Genomic DNA, 21,779 nt, shown 5'->3' on the forward strand with positions numbered 1-21,779 from the left:
ATATTTAAATGGTGGCGATGGCTAAAAGGTGTGGTTTCTTCTTTTCAATTTTATTTTTAAGAAACTCAAAGAATTTACCAATTGTATATCGATTAAAACCATACCATTTGGCTGATTTAAAAAAATGGGTTGATTGAACTCGGACGGGCTTCAATCCCTTTTCAATTATTTTTTGATTAAGTGTTTCAACATTCCATGATCTTACATGTTGCCACCTATGAAATACTTTATCACTAAAAGGACAGTAAATATAAGATTTTGATAAATCTTCATCATTTGGGGTTGTAAAAACAACTTTCCCTCCTGGTCTTAAAAGTTGTTTAACATTGTCAAATAACTGATTTAGCTCTTTGTCATAAATGTGTTCAATTACTTCGACGACGAAAATCAAATCAAATTTCTCTCCACTATCTAATAAATGATCATAGCTAAAAACTTTTTTAAGTGTTGGATAGGATTTCAATTCTCCTTCCAAAAGCTTAACCCCTTTGTTAGAAAACTCCATGGCGGAAACTTGCATCCCCCTATCCAAAAGCTTTTTACTTAAAAAACCAAATCCAGCACCGTAATCAAGTATACTTATGCTTTTATCTAAATATTTATTGACAGATTCCAAAATCTCATCTCCGTGGCCATTTGTAAAAAAGTTTTCAGGTTGTAAAGATTCAAAATCCCAGAAAGATTTAAGAGAATTCTCATCCCATATTGCAAGTGGTTTACCTAAATATTCAGTATTTCTATTCATTTCTCTTTTAATTCAACTGACCAATTAAAATCATCAATATAAACGCAGTTGTCTTTTCCCCATGAGAACTGATGAGGTTTATTCATCATAGAAACTTCAAAGGAGTTTATATTCTCAATTTTCATTACATTTTTAGTCCCATCCAATTCAGAAAAATGCAAGGTTAAATGATATTTCCCATAATAAAGTTTAAGAGAAGGGAAGTGACATTTCAAATAATAAACACCCTCCTTCTCCCCAATATTCATTTCTTTGTGATGAAGCCAAGAATAAAGAGCTGGCCTTCCAGAAGTACTGTGTACAATCTGAAATGCGATGTTCGCTTGATCTAATCCTTCTGGTGCTTCCAACTCAAATGAGATATCTAGGGGATCTCCAAATCTGTGAATATTTTGAGGATGGGAAGTATGAACTTTTACCTCCTTAATCAACAGTCCATTATCACCTTTTGGGAAATGGTTGGTGGCACTTTCATTTAAAAAAGACTCTCTATTTAAATATCTTTCTATTGCAAGAGGTGTTTCAGAAGTTATTAATTCTGAACCATTTTCTAAAACTAAAACTCTGTTACATAAATTACTAATAGCTGGCAGATCATGACTAACAAATAAAACGGTCCTTCCCTGACCTGCCACATCTTCCATCTTTCCTAAGCACTTGGCTTGGAACTCATAATCACCAACAGCAAGCACTTCATCAATAATCAAAATTTCAGGTTCTAGGTGTGCTGCAACAGAAAAACCTAGACGAACCTTCATACCTGAAGAATAAAATTTAACAGGAGTATCAATAAATTTTTCAACTCCAGAAAAATCAATTATTTCATCCAGCTTAGAATCAATCTCCCTACTCGTCATCCCAAGGATGGTGCCATTCATATAAATATTTTCCCTTCCCGAAAGCTCTGGGTGAAATCCAGTTCCTACTTCCAATAATGAAGCAACTCTCCCATGTATTTCAATCTTCCCTGAGGTAGGTTCAGTAATCTGAGAAAGTATTTTAAGTAAGGTGGATTTACCGGCCCCATTCTTACCAATAATCCCTAAAACTTCTCCTTCTTTGACGTCAAAGTTGAGATCTTTTAGTGCCCAAAAGACCGAATCATCCTCAATCCCAAAACGACTCATTTCACGAAGTCTTCTTAAATTTTGCCAAGGAGACTTAATCAAGTTTCCAATTTGACCTACAAAGGTTTCAGCTTGTTTTTCTTTTAAACCTAGCCGATAACGCTTAGAGAGGTTTGAAACCTTAATTACAGATTCACTCATTTTTGATTTTTTTAATCACTTCCAAATAATCTCTTCCATGCTTTTTAGTTGGTTCCAATACATTCCCCTCAGCCCATTCATTCCAAGATTTAACAAAAACAATTTGTCGATCAGATGATAATTTTGAAGCTTGAATTACACAAGTTTTTAAGTGTTTTTCAAAAGCTTCTGGTGTAGCATTCAAATATACTGTCCCATTTTTTTTTGTCCGTGGAGTGTTATCCCAGTTTGGAATCGCTAGTGGAAAGAAATCAATAAGATATTGATCTTTAAAATCCTCTAAGCAAGCTCTTACAGTATGATAGTAAATAGTTTTGGGCCACTTCAATACATTGCGAACAATTGGATTATTAAAAAAATATCTTAGAAAAATACCAGAACCAGACTTCCTGTGGTACTGATTAATATTTGAAAGATTAGAGTTAACATATCCATTGAAATTAGAATTCAATCCACTCCAATTTGCCCTAGTCTTTACAGCAATCCAATAAATTCCAGATAATCCAGCCAATTTAGCTTGATCATCAAAAGTTTTCACGAAAACCTCTAAATCTGGAATTGATTCAGGTACATATACTTGAAAAACAGATTTCCCATCAATTTTAAGACACCTTGGATCTTTAAAAAAAGGCAATAGATATTCAAAATGTGCTATATAATCTTCTTTTCCAGGATAAAGTTGCTCTTGAAGCATTCTGTTACCTGCGCCATGCCAAGTTCCTTTCCACGATTCATTTGCCCAGCACATCGCAAATTGAATATCAACATTGGTATTTTTTAAAAAATCTTGAAGCGGCCTTTCTAATAATGTTTTCCCATTGCCAAACCAATAATGATAAAAAACAAAACCATCTACTCCATAGGATTTGGCCAAACTAGCTTGTAGTTTAAGAGTATCGGGATCTTCTAAAGAATAATAACCCAATTCTCCAGGAAATAAGGGTTGCTTATGACCTGGAAATAAAGGAGTTGCTTTCTTAACATTAGTCCATTCAGTAAAACCTTTTCCCCACCATCCATCATTCTCTGGAATAGTATGAAATTGAGGTAGGTAGTAGGCAAAAAATTTCATTGATATTTAGATACTCTTAAAACACCTTTCCTTAGAAAAGGAGCTTTTATCTTTTTGTCGTGATAAAACAACATATATCCTGAAGAAAAGCTTGTTTCGAATCCCAGTTTTTTAAAGTATTCTTCAAATTCAATGGCATCATTTTGAGAATGATAAGTACAAATTGCAATTTTAATTTTTTGGGCTTCCTTTAATAGTTTTTGCATCCCTTTTAAAACCTCCCGCTCCCCACCATCTACATCAATTTTTATAAAAATACTCTTATCAAACAATTCAGAAAATGAATCTAAAGAGACAGAATTTCCAGAATCTTCTGAGCCCGCAAACTTATTAACTATGGTAACTTTTTCTTCAAATCCCTTAAATGTTTCTTCAAGAGGCTCCAACCAGTCTTGATTCTTTTCAAATAAATAAACCCTACTGGCTTTTTCTATATTCTCTATTGAAAAATTCCCTTCCGCTACTCCTAAATCAATTAATATATCTCCGGCCTCAACTGTAAAATCAGCATCACAATATAAATGTGCAGATTCATCATCTTGCTCCATTACTATACTTTTATAATAATGATTAACCTGTTCTGCACCCCATCTTTTCTTAAAAAATAGTTTTCTGCCTTTGTGAAAGACATATGGAAATGAGTTTTCAAAAAACACTTCAGTTTTGAAATCTCGATACTTTTCAGAAAATGAATGAGGAAAAATACACAGACCATTCTTTTCTATAAATTGGATTGATTCCAATTCCAAATCATTGACAGAACCTTTTTTTGAAAATTCAATTATTCTTTTAAGTAATTTTTTTCTAAAAAAATCTCTTCTCCAAAAATAAATCTTAACTCTAAGACTTTTAAAAAACATTTTTATGTTGAGGGGTTAATAATTCACAACCTAAAATCAAAATTTGCTAGATTCTAAAGCAAATTTCTTTGTAAAATGCGATACTCCATTTTTATTTAAGTGAGTTCCATTATAGAAATTATCCTTTGAATAATTGATTGAGTCATCGGAATAGTCGAGAAAAGTAAAACCATATTCATGACTTAAATTTTCAACCCTCTTGGTAATTTGATCCTCATTCCGAATTAGATTTTTAGCCTCATAATAAATAGGGCTTATGACTAAGACTACTTCGATTTTATCGTGAATTAAAGTAATTAGTCTGTCTGAAAATTGGGCAAATATTTGTTCTTCAACCTTATATGAAATACCCTCTTTATACTTCGCTTTAAATCGATCAAACTCTCTATCCCAGACTTTATCGCTTTTACGGTAGCCTTTAATCAAGGCAGGTCGTGTTTCGTATAGTTCAAAGAAGTTTAATAAGCCGACCATTTTCATTTTGGGATTGAAACTGTAGCGCAACACTGGAATTTGATAAAGTAATGCATCTGTCTCTTCATTGGCTTCTAATAACATTTGAACCTCCAATTGATCCTGATAGGGTACTAGTTGCTCAAAGCCATAGAATTCCTTGCTGTGCTCAAATGAATGATAATCCACATTCCATACCAAGGTCTCTGGAGCCTTGTTGTTCTTTAAGTATAAATCTAACATCAGTCGTTGATGCTCGAATAGCGTGCCGTCAAATCCTAAATTAAAACACTTTTTACCAGTAATTTCCTCAATCAACTCGCAATCATAATGAACCAAAGCCCTTGAAGAACCTACAATTAAAAGCTCAGCATCTATCCCGCCTTTGATTACCTCATTCCATTTGCTTACCTCTCTATAATTTGAAGTTTTTAATCCTTCTTGAATAAAGTAATCTACACTATAGAGTAAAAGTGCAAATACAGCCGAAATAAAGAAGAATTTTTGCCCGAACTTTCTCATCAAAACTGAAAGTAAATAAACTCCTTAGCTTCAGTAAACACTCCCCAAAAAACGATTAGGAATCCTGTAAATAGGTAAACTGGGTATCTATACCATTTTCCCTCTAACCTACCTAACCAATTGAACTGAAACCTTCCAATCCATTCCAATCCAAGAAAAAGAATCAAAGCAATTCTTATATCATAGCCAAGCCAAGCAAAATTCCTTGGTAATAAAGGGTTTTTAAACAAACCACCTAAATACCCCCAAGCATCTCCAACTGAATCAGCCCTAAAAAACACCCAAGCAATACAGACCAGAGTGAAAGTTGATACCATCTTTAAAGCTTCTTTGAAGGAAGGGATAAGATGGCTTCCTTCATGAAGGTGAGTTCTATTCTTCCCAATCAAAAAGATCGGTATAAATAAGGCAGCATGGATCCCTCCCCAAACTATAAAAGTCCAGTTAGCACCATGCCAGAAGCCCGAAACCAAGAATACAATAAAGATATTGCGAATAGCTTTGGCTTTTATTACTCGGCTTCCTCCAAGCGGAATATAGAGGTAATCACGAAACCAGGTAGAAAGTGAGATATGCCATCTCCGCCAGAATTCAGCGATGTCTCTACTGAAATAGGGAGTTCGGAAGTTAGTCATCAGATCGAAACCAAAGAGCTTTGCTACACCAATAGCTATATCCGAATATCCTGAGAAGTCTCCATAGATCTGAAATGCGAAGAGGATAGCTCCCATGATAAGCTCTAATCCTGATGCGGTTTGATAATTCTCGAATATGGGATTGACTACTAAGGCACAGTTGTCAGCAATAACCATTTTTTTAAATAGACCCCAGAGAATTAGTTTCATTCCATCGGATCCTTTTTGGTATTCGAATTCCCGCTTTTTAAAGAACTGAGGAAGTAGATTCGAAGCCCTCTCTATAGGACCTGCTACCAGCTGAGGGAAGAAAGCCACGAAGGTAAAGAAGGCGATTGGGTCTTTAGTTGGCTTTAGCTTCCCTTTATAGACGTCTATGGAATAGCTTAAAGTTTGAAAGGTATAGAAAGAAATCCCTACAGGAAGTATCAGGTTAAGCGTGCTGATATGAGGTTGAAAACCTAGTAACAAGATAAAGTCAGCTGCAGAATCTATAAAGAAGTTGAAGTACTTGAAGAAAGCGAGAATTCCTAAGTTAAAAATTAAAGAAATGGCTAAGTAGCGTTTACGGCCTGTGAACCAGTTTTCAGTTTTCAGTGGTCGGTTGTCAGTGGTCAGTCCTTTCTCAATTTCAAATTGATTCAAGTCTGCTGTAGACTGCTGACCGTCGTCTGTCGACATCTTTAATCCACACCAGAAATCTATCGCCGAACTCGCAATAATCAATCCAAGAAATCTCCAGTCCCACCAGCCATAAAACACATAGCTAGCCAATAAAAGAAAGGCATTCTGAAACTTCAAATTCTTCTGAAATACAAACCAGTATAGTAGAAATACTATCGGCAGGAAGATCAGAAAGGTGAAGGAGTTGAAAAGCATGTTTCAGTGAACAGTGATCAGTTGACAGAAATCAGTGGTGCAAAGGAAAGCGTTCAGGGGGCAGAAATTAAGAATTGCAGGACACAAGGTCTAGTGATCATCTGTTCTATATTCATGATTCTGCGTGCAATGTATATCTAGACTGCCCTCCTCTATTTTGTATCAGTGTTGACGCGGAATTGAACACTGCCAACTGGCCAAGGCTTCGCCCTTTCACTCCCATCTTTGAATTTAAAATGAGGAGTTAAAAATGAAGAAATGGAGTCAGTAATGCTACTGAGATTGCCAGGCTGCTCTCCCGCCACGGCGGGCAGGCGAAATGACTTAAACTGACTGAGTAATAAATTTACTCGGTTGGTTTGGATTCGCAAATTTTATGATGTGAGATTTTTGAACAACAAAGTTTCAAATGGGAATTGGTGAGCTTTAATTAGAGTTTGGAGAATGAAAAATTTAAAGTTTAAAAAGAGGAATTTAAAGTAAGGAAAATTGAAAATGATCAAAATTGAAAATGATGTATTTCGAGGAACAAATCTCAGTCGACCAAGGAGCCAATATTTAGCGAAGCCTATCTCAGTGCCTGCCTACCGAAGGCAGGAAGCTGTATTTCTCCGCCAAAGGCGGATTAATTCAGCCGAGGAACGAGGCTATATCTCGCCGAAGACGTATTTCAATCGAGGTACGAGCTTTTATTTCGCCGAAGGCATATCTTCTTTATTCAAGATAGCACTTTGGGGCAGATATTTTTAAGATCGGATAAATTTCAATCCAAAAAATTGATCTTCAATTGTTATCTTAAATTCCCAATTAATTGAACCTTTACTTTTTACAATAATTCCAAATACTCATGACCAGATTTCGATTGCCCTGCTTCATTTTTTTAATATTCATTCAATGGACCTATGTACTTGGGCAGGAATATGATCTAGTCATTTATGGGGGTACTTCAGCAGGAGTAGCAGCGGCAATCCAAGCTTCCAGAATGGATAAATCTGTGGTGTTAATTGAGCCCAGTCATCGATTAGGAGGACTGACTACCGGCGGTTTAGGACAAACGGACATAGGGAATAAACAGGCGATTGGAGGAATCAGCAGGGAATTCTACCAAGGTATCAAGGAATACTATAACCAGCCTGAACATTGGAAATGGCAGAAAAAAGAAGAATACAAAGACGGAGGTCAAACGACCACTGCTGAGGGAGAAGATGCCATGTGGACGTTTGAACCTTCTGCAGCCTTACAGGTTTTCCAACAGATGTTGGATCAGGAGGAAGTTACTCTTGTCTATGGAGAACGGCTTTTGAGAACTGAGGATGGGGTCGAGAAATCAAATGGCCTACTTAAAGCCATTACCATGGAAAGCGGAAAGAAATTCCAAGGTAAAATGTTTATGGATGCCACCTATGAAGGTGATCTAATGGCTACTGCTGGGGTTTCCTATACGGTAGGAAGAGAGGGGAACAAAAAATACAAGGAATCCCTCAATGGGGTCCAAGCCAATTATTATGCCCCTACCCTCCAAAACAAGGTTTCCCGCAATGCCATCAACCATAATTTCGTCCCGGGTGTGGATCCCTATGTTGAAAAAGGCAATCCTTCCAGTGGTTTACTTCCTTTTATTAATCCCGAGGGACCAGGAATCGATGGAGCTGGGGACCACAAGGTTCAGGCTTACTGCTTTAGAATGTGCTTAACGGATCATCCTGATAACCGAATTCCATTTGAAAAACCTGAAGGTTATCAGGAATTGGACTATGAATTACTGATCCGAAATTATGAAACGGGAGAAGCTCAGGTTCCCTGGATCAATTCCTCCATGCCCAACCGAAAAACGGACACGAACAACCGTTTGGGCTTTTCCACTGATTTCATTGGGCAAAACTATGATTATCCGGAGGCCAGCTATGAAGAACGGGAAAGGATTGTAGAAGCTCATAGAAAATATCAACAAGGTTTGATGTGGACCTTGGCCTATCACCCAAGAATGCCTGAAAAAATACGAAATGAAGTCTCTAGATGGGGTACCAGCAAAGATGAATTTGAGCGGGAGGACGGTTGGCAAAACCAATTGTATATCCGGGAAGCAAGAAGAATGGTCAGTGATTTGGTGATGACCCAGCATCATTGTGAGGGCTTAGAGGTTGTAGACGATGGAATTGGTCTGGCAGCCTATGGAATGGATTCTCATCATATTCAGCGCTACGTGGATGCCAATGGCTTTGTCCAAAATGAAGGAAATGTAGAAGCTCATGTTTCTGGCCCCTATCCAATCAGCTATAGATCCATTATTCCTAAAAAATCGGAAGCCCAAAACCTCTTGGTGCCTGTTTGTATCAGTGCTTCACATATTGCTTTTGGATCCATCCGAATGGAACCGGTTTTCATGGTATTGGGGCAATCTGCAGCAATAGCAGCAGTGATGGCAATCGACGAGTCCATTCCGGTTCAGGATATCTCCTATGCTTCATTGAAGGAAATTATTCTAAAATATAAGCAGCGGTTGAAGTAAAATCTAATAAGTACGGAATGGGAAGTACGAGGATCAAATGGCTCTTACTTCTCTGTAAGAGTATACTATCCTAACTCAATATTTTGAACATAGGAATTCGCCAACCCTATCCCCTTAGCTCATAAGATTAGAGTTTTTTTTAAAATCCCACGCAACCAATTCGTAACTTCCCTTGTATGGGCTAATGCAAGCTTGGGAATGTGAAATCTGACAAACTGGAAAAAGATATCTGGCAAGGCCTGGTGGAAAACAACCGTAAATACCAGGAGATTCTGTATAGACGCTATTACAGTTATGGAATGAGTATATGCCTACGCTATACCCAAACCAGGGAGGAAGCGAAAGAAATCTTGCACGATGGATTCATGGTTCTATACAAAACGCCTAGAAAATTAGATCCATCCTTACCCTTCAAACCTTGGTTTAGAAGGGTGTTGATTAACCGATGCATCAATCATTTCAAAAAGCATCATAAAAAAATGGATGAAACTGGGTTTGATCAGATTACTGAGTCAGAAACTAGCGAACCAAGCCCATTGGAAAGCATGCAATATGAGGAACTTTTACAATTGATCCTTCGCTTGCCAAGCGCCTATCAGGCTGTTTTCAATTTATATATTCTGGATGGCTATACCCATGATGAAATTGCCAAGTTACTGGACATCAGTGTAGGAACCTCCAAATCAAACCTTTCGAGGGCAAGGCAAAAATTAAGAGAGATGTTAAACACCCAAAGCAATGAGCGAGAATTTCTTCGACAAGAGCGATAAGGAGTTGGATGAACTCTTGAAAAAGATTTCCGAGTCGGCGGACATCCCCTTCTCAGAGAAAGATTGGTCTGATATGGAATCACGGCTGGATCAAAATCTTTCTAACGGGGCCATTGACTGGAAAACGTCCATCTTAAGTTGGGTCGCAGCTTTGCTCCTTGTGGGTGCCTTATTGAGTTCCATTTGGGAAAGGCAGGATCCCATTCAGGAGTATCAAACAGAACAACATGAGGGCTTTCTGGAGCCGATTCCACTTGAAAACAATACTCCTCAGGAAAGTCCTATATCCGTCCTAGAAGGTGATGAATCTGGTAAAAGTGCTTTTGAGGAATCTTATAATGAAAGCTCACCTTTATCAGGTCCTGCCACTTTCAACCCTATTTACGACCAAGAATCTTTTGTCGGAAATTCCTATGCAGAAAACAGGGGGCTCGACCATCCTATTCCCGTGAGTGAGAGGAATGGGGCAATTTCAATTAGAAGTTTGGAAGGTCTGGACAAATCACTAGAAAAAGGCTTGACGACTTTCTCTTTCGAAGCGCCTCTTCAGGAAGACATAAAAAAAGTAAGTAAGCAGGGAAGTAAGCAGGGAAAGGAACAATTTGGAGGAAAATTCAATATTTCAGTTCAGGTAGCTCCAGACATCAGTGCAATTCAAATCGATCAATTTCGCAAAGCAGGAAATATGGTTGGCCTGGGTGTCGAATATTTTATCCGGTCAAAATTGAGTATTTCCACCGGAGTCTATTATTCCTATAAGCCATACAGTGGAGATCAGGGCTATCATTCAAATTATGGTTATGAACCAACCTATATAATTGGAGCCTGTGACCTGCTTGACATTCCTTTGAACCTAAGATATTATCCTTTCGAAGGGAAAGTTCAACGGTTTTTCATCAGTGCAGGAGTCTCCTCTTACCTGATGCTGAAAGAAAAATATGAACTGGAATACTATAACGAAGACACAGGATATCCCTATACAAGGGAGTTAGAGGTAAAAGGTGCCAATCAGCATTTCTTGGGCATAGCCAATATCAGCGTGGGTTATGAAAGAAAACTCGGTAGGCAAATCAGTTTACAGGTGGAACCCTATTTCAAGGTACCCTTTTCAGGTGTAGGAGAAGGGGATGTTTCATTAAAAAGTACCGGAATATTCATAGGTCTAAAATTCTATCCTAGCCAAACACTGAAATAACCATAACACATTCTTATTAAATATGTTAACCTCTTACAGTTAAAAGAGGTCAGGAAATTATTTGCTAAAATTTTAATCCCTACAACTATGAAAACGACATTCTTGAACAAAAAAACCAATTGGGCAATCATAGCCACATTTGTTTCAGCTCTGATGATTTTTATTTCCTGTTCCTCGGATTCAGAAGATCAATTGCCAGCTCCACCAAACAATGAATGTGAAGGAAGCACCGCTTCTTTGGCCAATGATATTATTCCCATCATTCAGCAAAATTGTGCTGTGGCAGGATGCCATGTCTCCGGTACAGGTAGGGCTAATTTATCTGTCAAAGAGAATATTATTTCTTTCGCCAGTCAAATCAGAACCAATACCCAAGCTGGTGTGATGCCTCCTTCCACTTCAGGCAAGTCCCTATCGGACTCTGAAAAAAAACTGATCAATTGCTGGGTGGCCAATGGTGCTAAAGACAATTAATCATGAAAAAGTTAATCCTATTTACCTTCTTCTGGCTACATGCCTATTATGGATCATGTCAGGCTTTACAATCTGAAAAGGGGTATGTCAAATTCTTCAGTAGTGCCTTAATCGAGGATATCACTGCTGAAAATCACCAAGCAAAAGCCCTATTCAATCCAGAAACCGGTGAAGCAGTATTTCTGATTCCTATAGCTGATTTTGAATTTAACAAAACGCTGATGAAGGAGCATTTCAATGAAAATTATATGGAATCTGATCAATACCCCGAGGCGTATTTCAAAGGAACTATATCCGGATATCAAAAAGACGCCACAAAAAGTGAGGCGGTTGCTGAAGGGGAAATGATGATTCATGGCGTAAAAAATCAGGTAAGGATTCCTGGAGAAATCATCCGTCAAAACAACACGCTTTTATTGAAAGCAGTGTTTCAGGTGGCCCTTGAAGATTATGACATCGAAATCCCAAAATTGATGTTTCAAAAAATTGCGGAAGAAGTAGAAGTGACCATACAATTTGAATTTCAAAACCCAAGCTTATGAATTCAGTACGTTTATTTATCACCCTATTATTGGCATTCATTACCATGAACTCATCCGGACAGGATCTATTAGATCAATTAAGAGCAAGTTCTGACAATGACCCAAGACCTGTCACTGGAACTTTTAAGGGGACAAGGATCATCAATGGCCAATCAATAGAGACAAGAGGAAAAGGGAATTTGGAAGTCATCATTTCTCATAGATTCGGAAGAATCAATTCAGGTTCCTACAACTTGTTTGGCCTGGATGATGCGAATGTAAGACTGGGGTTGGAATATTCCATTTTGGATAGATTGACAATAGGCTTAGGAAGGAATTCCCTCAATAAGGTATATGATAGTTATATAAAGGGTAGAATCCTTCAACAAAAGACTAAAGGAAGTCCCGTCTCTATCACTTGGGTCAGTGATTTTTCCATCTACACCTTGAAACGACCAGAATTGCCGATGACTTTTGAACGAAGGCTTCGATATGTGCATCAGGCATTGGTGGCACGAAAATTCAATTCGATCCTATCGATTCAATTTATGCCAAGTTATGTGCACCGCAACTTAGTTCCGACAGAAATCGAAGGTAATGACCTATTTGCATTAGGCATGGCTGCTAAGGTCTCTTTATCAAGAAGAGTGGGAATTACAGGAGAATATTATTATCGATTTGGAAACGACTTGCCTGGCTATAATTCTTTGGGACTGGGAATAGAAATTGAAACCGGTGGACACGTTTTTCAATTGCAGTTCACGAACAGCAATGAAATGACTCCTTCTGGATTTATCCCTTCTACTACAGGAAACTTCTTTGATGGAGACATCCATTTCGGATTCAATATTTCCAGGTCGTTTCAGGTAGGAAAAGGGAGATTGGATTAAAGTTTAAAATGAGGAGATAAAGGAGATAGAGGAGATAGAGGAGATAGAGGGGTTAGAGGAGTTAAAAGTGAAGAATGAAAAGTTTATAGTCAATGTGGAAGTAGGCTATTCAAACTGCTTACTGAGCTTCGGTAACTCATAAAAAAGCGGTAAACGTAATAGGCAATCGGAATAGTAATCAGAATTGGGGAGATCCCGCTGATATTGATCGGGGAAATGCCTTTTAGCAAATTCTGATCTGTGAAGGCTTTGGTAATGAAATACTGCGAGAATTCCATTTTCCCTGAGCGAATTGATATAAATTGACCTTGTGGCAAGGGATGGAAAAAGTAGAAAGAAGAGGTGTGCATTCGCACTGAATTTTAGATATGAAGAGGAAGAATTCAATGTTTTGATAAGCTCCAAATACTTGGGGGCCAAAACATGCGATTGAACTTCCTCCCGATTGAAAGCGCCAAAATAGTCTTCCCAAATTGCTTTTCTTCTCAATTGGATTACATCAAGGTTTTCTAGCTGAGCCCAAAGGAATGCCGCAGTAAGTTCAGAAGGCAAAAATGAACTTCCTTGATCTACCCACCCGTATTTTTGAACTTCCCCTCTTGAAAAAGCGACTCTCTCTGTTCCTTTTTCCCATAGGATTTCAGCTCTTTTTATCAAAGAAGGATCGTTGATCATCAACATTCCCCCTTCCCCACTTTGGATATTTTTTGTTTCATGAAAGCTCATGCATCCCAAATGCCCCATACTTCCCAATGCTTTCCCCTGATAAAAACTGTCTATTCCCTGTGCTGCATCTTCAATTACCAATAGGTGGTATCGATCGGCAATTTCAAGGATGGTATCCATTTCGCAGGGAACTCCTCCATAATGAACAACCACAATGGCTTTGGTCTTAGTGGTAATAAGCTCTTCAATCAGTTTTTCATCCATATTCGGATGATCAGATTTACTGTCCACAAAGACGACCTTGGCTCCTCTCAATACAAACGCATTGGTAGTAGACACAAATGTAAAGCTGGGTACAATGACTTCATCTCCGGGTTGGATATCACAAAGCAAGGCTGCCATTTCCAAAGCATCGGTACAGGAAGTGGTCAACAGGCACTTTTGGAACCCATATCGTTTTTCAAAAAACTCCTGACATAACTGGGTGTAATGTCCATTCCCTGAGATTTTCCCCCGGTGGATGGCATCTTGTATATACGTCAGTTCCTTTCCTGATTGAAATGGCTTGTTGAAAGGGATTTTGATTTCAGGTTTCAGATTTTAGCGTTTAGATTTCCCGATTTTTAAAATGATACACATATGTTTCATCCACTATTGCGTATCCCAATTTTTGATAGAGCTGGCATGCCGCTTTGTTGGTATCCTGAGTAGGAATCAGTATAAATTCTGCACCAGATTTTAGGGACTCTTCCTCCACCGCATGTATCAGAGCAGATCCTAAGCCCAGCCCTCTTTTTTCATTTGCAACGGCCAACAACCCAATGCTTGCTTCTTCTCCTTCCACCGAATAGGTAACCATGCCTGACCAATCATTTAAAACCAGAATTTCATCTTCATCCAGCGTCCGATCCATCCAAGCAGTATACATTTTCTCAAATTCTTGCTGCTTTAATCTAGTATCTACATGAAAACGAGAATATGCCCCACTTTGAAAGGCCAATGAATAAAGTGAAGGCAGTACCTCGGTCTTGGTATACCTTTTCACTTGATGATCTATTTCCCTCTTCTCTTTCAGGTCTTTTTTGAAAACCACCTTCTTATTTAAATATAAAATCCTGGGGTCTTGAGTATCCAAAGGGTCATTGGAAAACAGGTAAACCAAATTGAATTCTTCTGCTTTTTTTAAAAACTCAAACTCATTCCAATCCCCCTGTACCTCTAGCTTTGCTACGGGATACCCAAACAATTCTGAATCGAATGGAAGTGTCTGTATTTTCAATTGAAACTGAGGAAATGAAGGGTCTTGTAGGATTGAGACCAGAAGAAAAAAAGATAGCCCTTCCGGGCTGAATTTTTAGTATATGTACTAAGTTTAATTAGGATTCATTTGTCCAACTCTTTTCTTGTCAAGTACTATTTAGTCCTCGTTTGCTTTTCTATGATATAAACCGGTCTGTTCTTTACTCCCTCAAAGGTCTTCCCCACGTACAGTCCGACCATACCTAGGGTAATCAAAATAAACCCGGTCAATACCCAAATGGAAATAATCAAACTGGCATACCCTGCCACTATGATTTCACCATTGAGATACTTGAAAAAGGTAAAGAGCGCAAATAAAAAACCAGAGAACGCAATCCCAAACCCAAGTTTTACGGTAAGTCGAATGGGTTTATCCGAATAGGCTAACATGATATCCAAGGCCAAATTAAACAACTTGCTAAAGCTGTAATTACTAGTTCCTTCCTCTCGTTTGGCATGGACCACTTCCATACTGGTTTGCCTAAAACCCACCCATTTAACCATGGTAGGAAAATATCGAATGCTTTCCCGCATCCGAATAATTTCATTGATTACGTTTCTATGGTAGATTCCAAAATTAGCAATGCGTTCGTCCTGATGGGAGCCCGTCAGCCATGCCAACGTTCTATAAAACAATTTGGATGAGAGTCGTTTTAGGAATCCGTCTCTCCTATTTTTTCTTTTCCCTAAAACCACGTCATAGCCTTCCAAAGCTTTGTCCAAAAAGGAAGGTATTTCCTCGGGTTGATCCTGTAAATCACAATCCATCACTACTACCCACTCTCCAAGGGAAGCATCCAGCCCAGCTGTGATCGCATAATGTTGTCCAAAATTCCTGGAAAGCTTAATCCCCTTAATTTCTGGGTGAGTGGCTGCCAATTCTTCAATTTTGACCCAAGAATTATCAGGACTTCCGTCATCCACTAAAATGATTTCCAGTTCACTTGCCGGAACTGCCTTTTTTATCCTGAAGACCAGTTCTTCAAGCGTATTTTCGGCACGGTAAACAGGAGAAACAATGGAAAGTCGCACTGAGCTATTGGAATGAGGGATAATTAGAATTGAATTTCAAAGGGTGGAAATTGAATGATTTTCTAGTATTAGTATCTGGGGTCTATAGGTTGAGTATTATTTTTTTCACCCTTTATCTTAAATGCCAACCCCTAAGAGCAAAACGATTTTAGAAAGATTCCCAAGGGATATGATTAAGCTACATCTGCGAATATGCGTTCCATCCTTCGGAAGTACATCATTCCAAAAACAAATAGAACCAATGCCACTATACTACCTGGCCAGATCCATTCCCAAGGCATAGGACGATTCAGAAAGGCTGCTCGGAACCCTTCAATGACTCCCACCATGGGATTTAGGATGTAATACTTTTGGTAAGTTTCAGGAACTGCATTTGTACTATAAACCACCGGTGCAGCATACAACAATAGCTGTACAACAAAAGTTAAGGCATGCTTCACATCTCTGTACTTCACTGCCATGGCAGATAAGGTCATCCCTACCCCCAAACTACACATCAGGAGTTGAATAATTAATAGCGGAACCACCAGCAATCCCCATCCAGGAACCACTTTGAAATAAATCATCATCCCGATCACCACCACAAATGCAATGATAAAATCTAATAGTTTAGAAAGTATGGAAGAAAGTGGCAACACCATCCTGGGGAAATAAACCTTCGTAATCATGTTGGCATTTTGGATCAGGGAATTGGCAGACTCCGTAAGGGTACCGGAAAAATAATTCCATGGCCAAAGGGCTAAATAAGAAAACAGCACATAGGGAATGCCATCTGAATCCACTTTTGCTAAATTCCCGAATACCACCGTAAATACCAGCGTGGTAAACAAGGGTTGTATAATCGCCCAAGCTACTCCCAAAATGGATTGGGCATATCGTGCCTTTATTCCCCGTAAGGTCAGAAAGTACAATAAATCCTTGTATCTCCAGAGTTCCTTGAAATCAATTAGCTGCCAGCCGGATGTTGGTTGTATGATTTTAATATGTTCTTTTGGATTCAATTTATTAGTAGCGTGTTAAGGATTTAAAATGGAGCAATTTGATATTGCTTTTGAAGCTGGAAGTCAACCGATTCTCATTTCAACCAGGGCTGTTTACCGGCATCTGAACATTTCCTCCCGAATACTGGGCTTCACTTTCCATACACCAAAATCCCCTGAATATCTCCAGGATCATCCTCCAATATGGATACTTCCACTTTTCGCTGAACTTTCTCGTAGGTTTTTTCACGAATAAAATCGAGATAATCAGTGTCTAAGTTCTTACCAATTAAGACCATATGGACGGTTCCCGAATCAACTCCCAAGGCATAATCACCTACGATATAGGCTTTCTCCACCTCTCCCATTCTTTTCACAATACGTTCCATTAGGTCATCCAACCCTAAAAACTTGGATACCATATTGGTGATTTCAGAAAAGAATGGATGCTGCTTATTAGCACGATATACTTTGGTTTTCCCTTCTTCCTCGGAAACCAATAATCCGGCTTCTGTTAATCGATTTAATTCAACCCGAACGGAGTTGGTGGATTCATCAAACTCCTTTGCCAAGGAACGCAAATACCCGGAATTGGCATGTGCAAAAAACTTCAGCAAAAGTTTGATGCGGGTTTTAGATGTAACGAGCGATTCTAGCAAGCTTTATAATGTCAGAAAAAGTGATTAAAAAAATCAGGTGGGATTGGCTATTTAGGATGGCAATGCCCTTTCAGTCCCATCTGGAACCTACCATACTGAGTAATAAATTTACTCGGTTGTTTGGTAATAGCAAATTTGTAGTTTGTTTATTCACAATCACCCCTTCAAATACAAAAACATAAAATCTGCCCCTCCTATTTTGAAAAAATTGGATTGTTGTTTCTTTCTCTAAGAAATTGTGATTTAAAATGCAGGAATTAAAAAAAGGATCGTTGAGGATATGGTTTTAAGAGGGTCGGGTAGAAAATGCCTCTTCCCCAGAGATCCTAGTATATCTTTGATGAAACTTGGAGGTATTTATCGTTGGGAAATGTTCTTTTGCCCACTCCACAATTTGTTGTTCATCAGGTCTATTGGAATCGTCCACATAGATAATAGCATTCTTCGAAATCTTACCTTTCAAAAAAGGAATAAACCCATATCTAGAATATTTGCAGACACTTTTTTTAGGAGCATCCACTATCACCAAATCGAAATTCAATTGGGTGAGTTCATGATTTTCAGGTATGTCAAACCATTTTCCTTTTCCCTGATAAGAATAAGGGCTATCCTGAACCAATGAAAAGCTGGATAATGTGACATTTGGGTTGGAAACCTTGAGCATGGACTGCCATTCCCCATCATCGTCTACACTATATAACTTAGTAGTTAACTTATTTTCCAATAAAAAATTGGATATGATTTGGGTAGATAAACCAGATCCAAACTCCAATATCCTCTCAGGCTTATAAATAAATATATCGTTTAGAATATGTTGGATTGCCTGAAAAGACATACTAAAACTTGATTCAAACAAGTATCCCTCGGGAAAATAAGGCTTTAACACCTCAAATGCTTTTAGCTCCTTGATTTTAAACAAATTACTCTCTTCCAGCTTTTTGTTTGATTTCTCAAGTTTATCAATCCCAAGTAATAGATCTCTAAGTCTGATTAATTTTCTCATTTATATCTGATTCAAAAGCATCAATTTAGTTTTGATTTGAGGTTTAACAAAATCTTTATCCAAGCCTTCAAAAATAAATTTTTAAACAACTGATGATGAGATAGATATAACGATCAAAACCAAGCGTTAAAATTTATTGGATCAACCAACCAAAAGATATTTTAGGATGTCCTTTACTCAGAAGTAGCAAATCTTAATAATTGGAAATTATTAGTTTCGATTTTTTCTACTAATTGGAACCTGGGATTTAAGTGTTTCATATAATCAGGAAAAACCACAGGTTCATCCATTCGGATTGCCAATAAAGAATAGGAGGATAATTCGCTTGGCTTTTCCACATCATACTTCTTTAGCATCTTCTTTTGAAAAGGAGATCTGGAAAGCCAACCTTGATTAATGAATGGAACCTGATTATTCACTGTAAAATCAAGTCCAAACATATGTTCTTGATATCCTTCTAAAAAAATGGGGGCATTTTCATCAATCCTACTGATAAGGTATTGCATCTCCTCATCCATGATGGCTCGATTTTTCCCTTCTTCTAAAAAATTCATGGTATGATAAATCATTCCAAAAATCAAGACAAACGACATTCCTACTACAAGCTTTGTATTACTCTTTGGAGGAAGATTGAAGAAAATTGGAATTAAGAGAACCAATAAAAACAGCACATTAACTCTTCCATAAAACAGGAAAAAATGATTTAAAACCACCATTCCAAGCAACCAACATGCAAGAAATTTTCTATTTCTTGGGTTCTGGGTTGGTAGAAATAGGAATAATAGAACTACCCAAAGAAAGCTCTTAAATGCTTCTGCACGTTGTACTGAAACAATTCTATAACCTGTATTTCTGAATTGTTCTAGAGAAAACAACGCTGCATCAAGACTGGATTTCATTTTTTCTAACTGGTCAATATCTATTTCACCTTCTTCAAAAAACCACCTTGAAAAATAAAACCATGGAGAATCCTTGCTTATTTCTTCCTGAACAACTTTTCTATAAAATACCGGATGATCAATCACCGAAGATCTAGCTTGATTGAAAACAAGGAAATCCGAATATTCTGAATTCTTTTCCCAAATTGACTTACCTGCAGCTAATAACAGGCAAACCAAAAAAACAGGGGCTAATTTTTTACCATATCCCAGTAGCTGCTCTTTTTTAAAATTAAAAAAAGCCCAACTAACAAACCCAAAGGAAACCAAGAACATTGCCTCCATCCTTATTAATCCTCCTACTACCAATAAGAATCCTCCTAATACCAATTGAAAATATGATCTTCCAGCGTTCAAAATCAACAAGAAACCTCCTAAAGCGGCGAATCCCGCTACCTGGGTAAATTGTAAAAAGAATAGAAAGTGGATGGTTAAACCTAGTAAAACCAACACGAGCAGCCCCCTATAAAAAGATGAAACCGCATGTCTTGAAATAGAATAGACAAGTACCAAGTATGAAAAATAGACAACGACAAACCAAGCAATAGGGTACCAGGGAATGAGTGGGGAATAGGTATAAAGTTTAGCAAGGCTCCAACTAAGTATTGGATGAATAAAGACCGTGTAGGTTTCAGGTGTGCCCGTATAAGCACCTGATATTAACCACATCATAATCTCATCATCATTTACCTGAAAACGCCATGGCAAATTCCAGATCAGGATGGTAATCAATAACCCAAGCCCGGACCAAATCAAAAAAAATAAATTCCCTTTTATCTTCTCCATAATAGATTTACTTCTCCTTGAGGCAAGCTATATTTTTGAACTTGAAATTGGGACATCGCATCTCCGGGGAGTTCCTGGTAGGGAAAATAAATAATATAATCGAACCCTTCAGGAAAATAGGGGAAATAGGTATTGAGTTGGTCTTGATCCCAAATTCCAGGATTTTTAGGAGAGGTGAGGTCTAGAAGTACCATCCAACCGGGATTTCGATATACGGAAATAATTTCTTCATTTGGAACCGCTCGAATCTTTTCCTTCATATCTTCCAACACAGCAACCATTTCCTGGGAAAGCAGAATTTTTTTTCCCTTTCTATACTCCCACTCTACTGTATTATTTAATAAGTGCAATTGCTCAAATGGCCCCAACCAGATTCCGTTCGCAATTAAAATCAGAGAAAGGATAGAAAAAGAATAGACAAATTTTATCTTCTGGGAAGTTGGTTTTTTCTCTATCAAAAAAAAGATTCCCAATACTCCAAAAACCCAATAATGAATACCTAATCTCAAAAAATAAACATTGGACCCAAAGTGTAAGACAAAAGGTAAAATCATCAGAATTATAAAAAAAAGTGTTTTTGAGGGTTTCCAATTCCAATCTTTCTTACTCCCTATTAAAAAAGCAATGATGGAGAAAGTCACAATTAGGATTCCATGAGACCACTCATTTGTAATCATCGTCTTCTGAATAACCCAAAGTTCGAATATGATAGAAAGCACGAGTAAATACCATCTGAATTTATTTCCTGCTCTGGCTGTAATGAAAAATGGAATAGAGGCTACTAAAATCCAAAAAACGCCTACCAAGTTATGTTTAACTAGCAATACCCATTGGTAATCTTCTCGGTTGATCATCATTTGGTACCCCTCCAACACCCTGAAAATCCCTGCTTCATGTAATGTCAGGTAAAACAAGGACTCCAAAAACAAAAAGGGGAAAAGAAGTGAAATTATCACTATGGGACTCAAAGACCTTCTATATGAAATTATCAAAACTGTCAAAAGCCCTAATAACCCACAAGTGGTTATTTTCACATAAAATAAAAGTGCTAGTAAAAACCCAATCCCAATATTCACCCAGAAAGATGGGGTTTCCTTGGTTATTAAATATAGCCACAGGCAAACGATAACCACTGAAATAGAATTATAAGATAAGGATGGAGGTAGAAATGCATACCCGGAAAACACCCCTAGCACACTAACCAACCACACATTTAAATCTATTTTTTTATCAGCGTGGATATTCTTCCAGAACAAAGCAAGGGCAAACCCTCCGATAAGGTAGCTAATCAAGCGAATTACTCGGGAGCCAACAATTCCAAATTCAATCCCAAACAAGCTATACAATACCTTAAAAAACAGGTCATAATTATAGATTCCAGCACTATTGGCTTGATGTGGGTTTAAAAGCAAAGAATAAAGCCCTTCATCAGAGGTGTCGAATCCTCTGTTTATTCCCAACAGGATCATCAATATGCCTAGGAAAAAAGTTAAGGCTAAGGTCAGTGTAGAAAGGTCTGATTTGCTAAAATTCACAAGATAAAATTAATAGTTCTCCTCAAAACCCAACTGATAAAGATTCAATGTTTTCTAAAAAATTTCACAATTTGTGGATAACTACTAG

Annotated in this window: 20 protein-coding genes; 6 read left to right on the forward strand and 14 right to left on the reverse strand. The window is 37.8% G+C overall.

The window, feature by feature from the left end; all coding sequences use genetic code 11:
- Positions 1-4: 4 nt before the first annotated feature.
- From BUR11_RS09930 to BUR11_RS09955, 6 genes are read right to left on the reverse strand one after another with little or no spacing between them, the layout of a single operon-like run.
- Entirely contained in the window at positions 5-745 is a 741-nt protein-coding gene (locus BUR11_RS09930; protein ID WP_074224661.1) for a class I SAM-dependent methyltransferase, read from the reverse strand.
- Positions 742-2,013: an ABC transporter ATP-binding protein gene (locus BUR11_RS09935; RefSeq protein ID WP_074224662.1), complete on the reverse strand. Its 1,272-nt coding sequence runs from the start codon at positions 2,011-2,013 to the stop codon at positions 742-744. Before BUR11_RS09935 ends, BUR11_RS09930 begins: the two co-directional genes overlap by 4 nt.
- On the reverse strand, positions 2,006-3,085 hold the full coding sequence (locus BUR11_RS09940; protein ID WP_074224663.1) for a glycosyltransferase WbsX family protein: 1,080 nt from the start codon (positions 3,083-3,085) through the stop codon (positions 2,006-2,008). Before BUR11_RS09940 ends, BUR11_RS09935 begins: the two co-directional genes overlap by 8 nt.
- Positions 3,082-3,945, reverse strand: a complete 864-nt coding sequence (locus tag BUR11_RS09945; RefSeq protein WP_074224664.1) for an FkbM family methyltransferase — start codon at positions 3,943-3,945, stop codon at positions 3,082-3,084. The genes BUR11_RS09940 and BUR11_RS09945 overlap by 4 nt, the downstream gene beginning before the upstream one ends.
- Before the next feature lie 36 nt (positions 3,946-3,981).
- Positions 3,982-4,920 carry a hypothetical protein gene (locus BUR11_RS09950; RefSeq protein ID WP_074224665.1) on the reverse strand — a complete coding sequence of 313 codons (939 nt, stop codon included), beginning with the start codon at positions 4,918-4,920 and terminating at the stop codon, positions 3,982-3,984.
- Positions 4,920-6,434 carry an MBOAT family O-acyltransferase gene (locus BUR11_RS09955; protein ID WP_074224666.1) on the reverse strand — a complete coding sequence of 505 codons (1,515 nt, stop codon included), beginning with the start codon at positions 6,432-6,434 and terminating at the stop codon, positions 4,920-4,922. The genes BUR11_RS09950 and BUR11_RS09955 overlap by 1 nt, the downstream gene beginning before the upstream one ends.
- Before the next feature lie 847 nt (positions 6,435-7,281).
- On the opposite strand from BUR11_RS09955, the gene BUR11_RS09960 reads away from it, so the two are divergent.
- From BUR11_RS09960 to BUR11_RS09985, 6 genes are all read left to right on the forward strand, one after another.
- A complete protein-coding gene (locus BUR11_RS09960) occupies positions 7,282-8,943 on the forward strand; it encodes an FAD-dependent oxidoreductase (protein ID WP_074224667.1) in 1,662 nt (553 codons plus the stop codon).
- A 200-nt stretch (positions 8,944-9,143) separates the two neighbouring features.
- Positions 9,144-9,713, forward strand: coding sequence for an RNA polymerase sigma factor (locus BUR11_RS09965; protein WP_074224668.1), 570 nt, complete (start codon positions 9,144-9,146; stop codon positions 9,711-9,713).
- On the forward strand, positions 9,682-10,908 hold the full coding sequence (locus BUR11_RS09970) for a porin family protein (protein ID WP_074224669.1): 1,227 nt from the start codon (positions 9,682-9,684) through the stop codon (positions 10,906-10,908). Before BUR11_RS09965 ends, BUR11_RS09970 begins: the two co-directional genes overlap by 32 nt.
- A gap of 87 nt (positions 10,909-10,995) precedes the next feature.
- Positions 10,996-11,382 carry a 2-polyprenyl-6-methoxyphenol hydroxylase gene (locus tag BUR11_RS09975; protein WP_074224670.1) on the forward strand — a complete coding sequence of 129 codons (387 nt, stop codon included), beginning with the start codon at positions 10,996-10,998 and terminating at the stop codon, positions 11,380-11,382.
- 2 nt (positions 11,383-11,384) lie between these two features.
- On the forward strand, positions 11,385-11,924 hold the full coding sequence (locus BUR11_RS09980; RefSeq protein ID WP_074224671.1) for a YceI family protein: 540 nt from the start codon (positions 11,385-11,387) through the stop codon (positions 11,922-11,924).
- Positions 11,921-12,793, forward strand: coding sequence for a DUF5777 family beta-barrel protein (locus BUR11_RS09985; RefSeq protein WP_074224672.1), 873 nt, complete (start codon positions 11,921-11,923; stop codon positions 12,791-12,793). The genes BUR11_RS09980 and BUR11_RS09985 overlap by 4 nt, the downstream gene beginning before the upstream one ends.
- A gap of 105 nt (positions 12,794-12,898) precedes the next feature.
- Here BUR11_RS09985 and rffA read toward each other — a convergent pair whose 3' ends face one another.
- The 8 genes from rffA to BUR11_RS10025 form a co-directional block, all read right to left on the reverse strand.
- Positions 12,899-14,056 carry a dTDP-4-amino-4,6-dideoxygalactose transaminase gene (gene rffA / locus BUR11_RS09990; RefSeq protein ID WP_200800403.1) on the reverse strand — a complete coding sequence of 386 codons (1,158 nt, stop codon included), beginning with the start codon at positions 14,054-14,056 and terminating at the stop codon, positions 12,899-12,901.
- 10 nt (positions 14,057-14,066) lie between these two features.
- Entirely contained in the window at positions 14,067-14,738 is a 672-nt protein-coding gene (locus tag BUR11_RS09995; protein ID WP_143185910.1) for a GNAT family N-acetyltransferase, read from the reverse strand.
- 134 nt (positions 14,739-14,872) lie between these two features.
- The gene (locus BUR11_RS10000) at positions 14,873-15,790 is read right to left on the reverse strand and encodes a glycosyltransferase family 2 protein (RefSeq protein WP_074224675.1); all 918 of its coding nucleotides are present in this window, start codon (positions 15,788-15,790) and stop codon (positions 14,873-14,875) included.
- A gap of 173 nt (positions 15,791-15,963) precedes the next feature.
- A complete protein-coding gene (locus tag BUR11_RS10005) occupies positions 15,964-16,791 on the reverse strand; it encodes an ABC transporter permease (RefSeq protein ID WP_074224676.1) in 828 nt (275 codons plus the stop codon).
- A 131-nt stretch (positions 16,792-16,922) separates the two neighbouring features.
- Positions 16,923-17,429 (reverse strand): winged helix-turn-helix domain-containing protein, encoded by a 507-nt coding sequence (locus BUR11_RS10010; protein WP_074224677.1) that lies wholly within the window; start codon positions 17,427-17,429, stop codon positions 16,923-16,925.
- 286 nt (positions 17,430-17,715) lie between these two features.
- Positions 17,716-18,432, reverse strand: a complete 717-nt coding sequence (locus BUR11_RS10015; RefSeq protein ID WP_074224678.1) for a hypothetical protein — start codon at positions 18,430-18,432, stop codon at positions 17,716-17,718.
- Positions 18,433-18,605: 173 nt separating this feature from the next.
- On the reverse strand, positions 18,606-20,156 hold the full coding sequence (locus BUR11_RS10020; protein WP_074224679.1) for a hypothetical protein: 1,551 nt from the start codon (positions 20,154-20,156) through the stop codon (positions 18,606-18,608).
- Positions 20,144-21,691 carry a hypothetical protein gene (locus tag BUR11_RS10025; protein ID WP_074224680.1) on the reverse strand — a complete coding sequence of 516 codons (1,548 nt, stop codon included), beginning with the start codon at positions 21,689-21,691 and terminating at the stop codon, positions 20,144-20,146. Before BUR11_RS10025 ends, BUR11_RS10020 begins: the two co-directional genes overlap by 13 nt.
- Positions 21,692-21,779: the final 88 nt, after the last annotated feature.

The sequence above is a fragment of the Algoriphagus halophilus genome, from assembly GCF_900129785.1.
Classification (GTDB): domain Bacteria; phylum Bacteroidota; class Bacteroidia; order Cytophagales; family Cyclobacteriaceae; genus Algoriphagus; species Algoriphagus halophilus.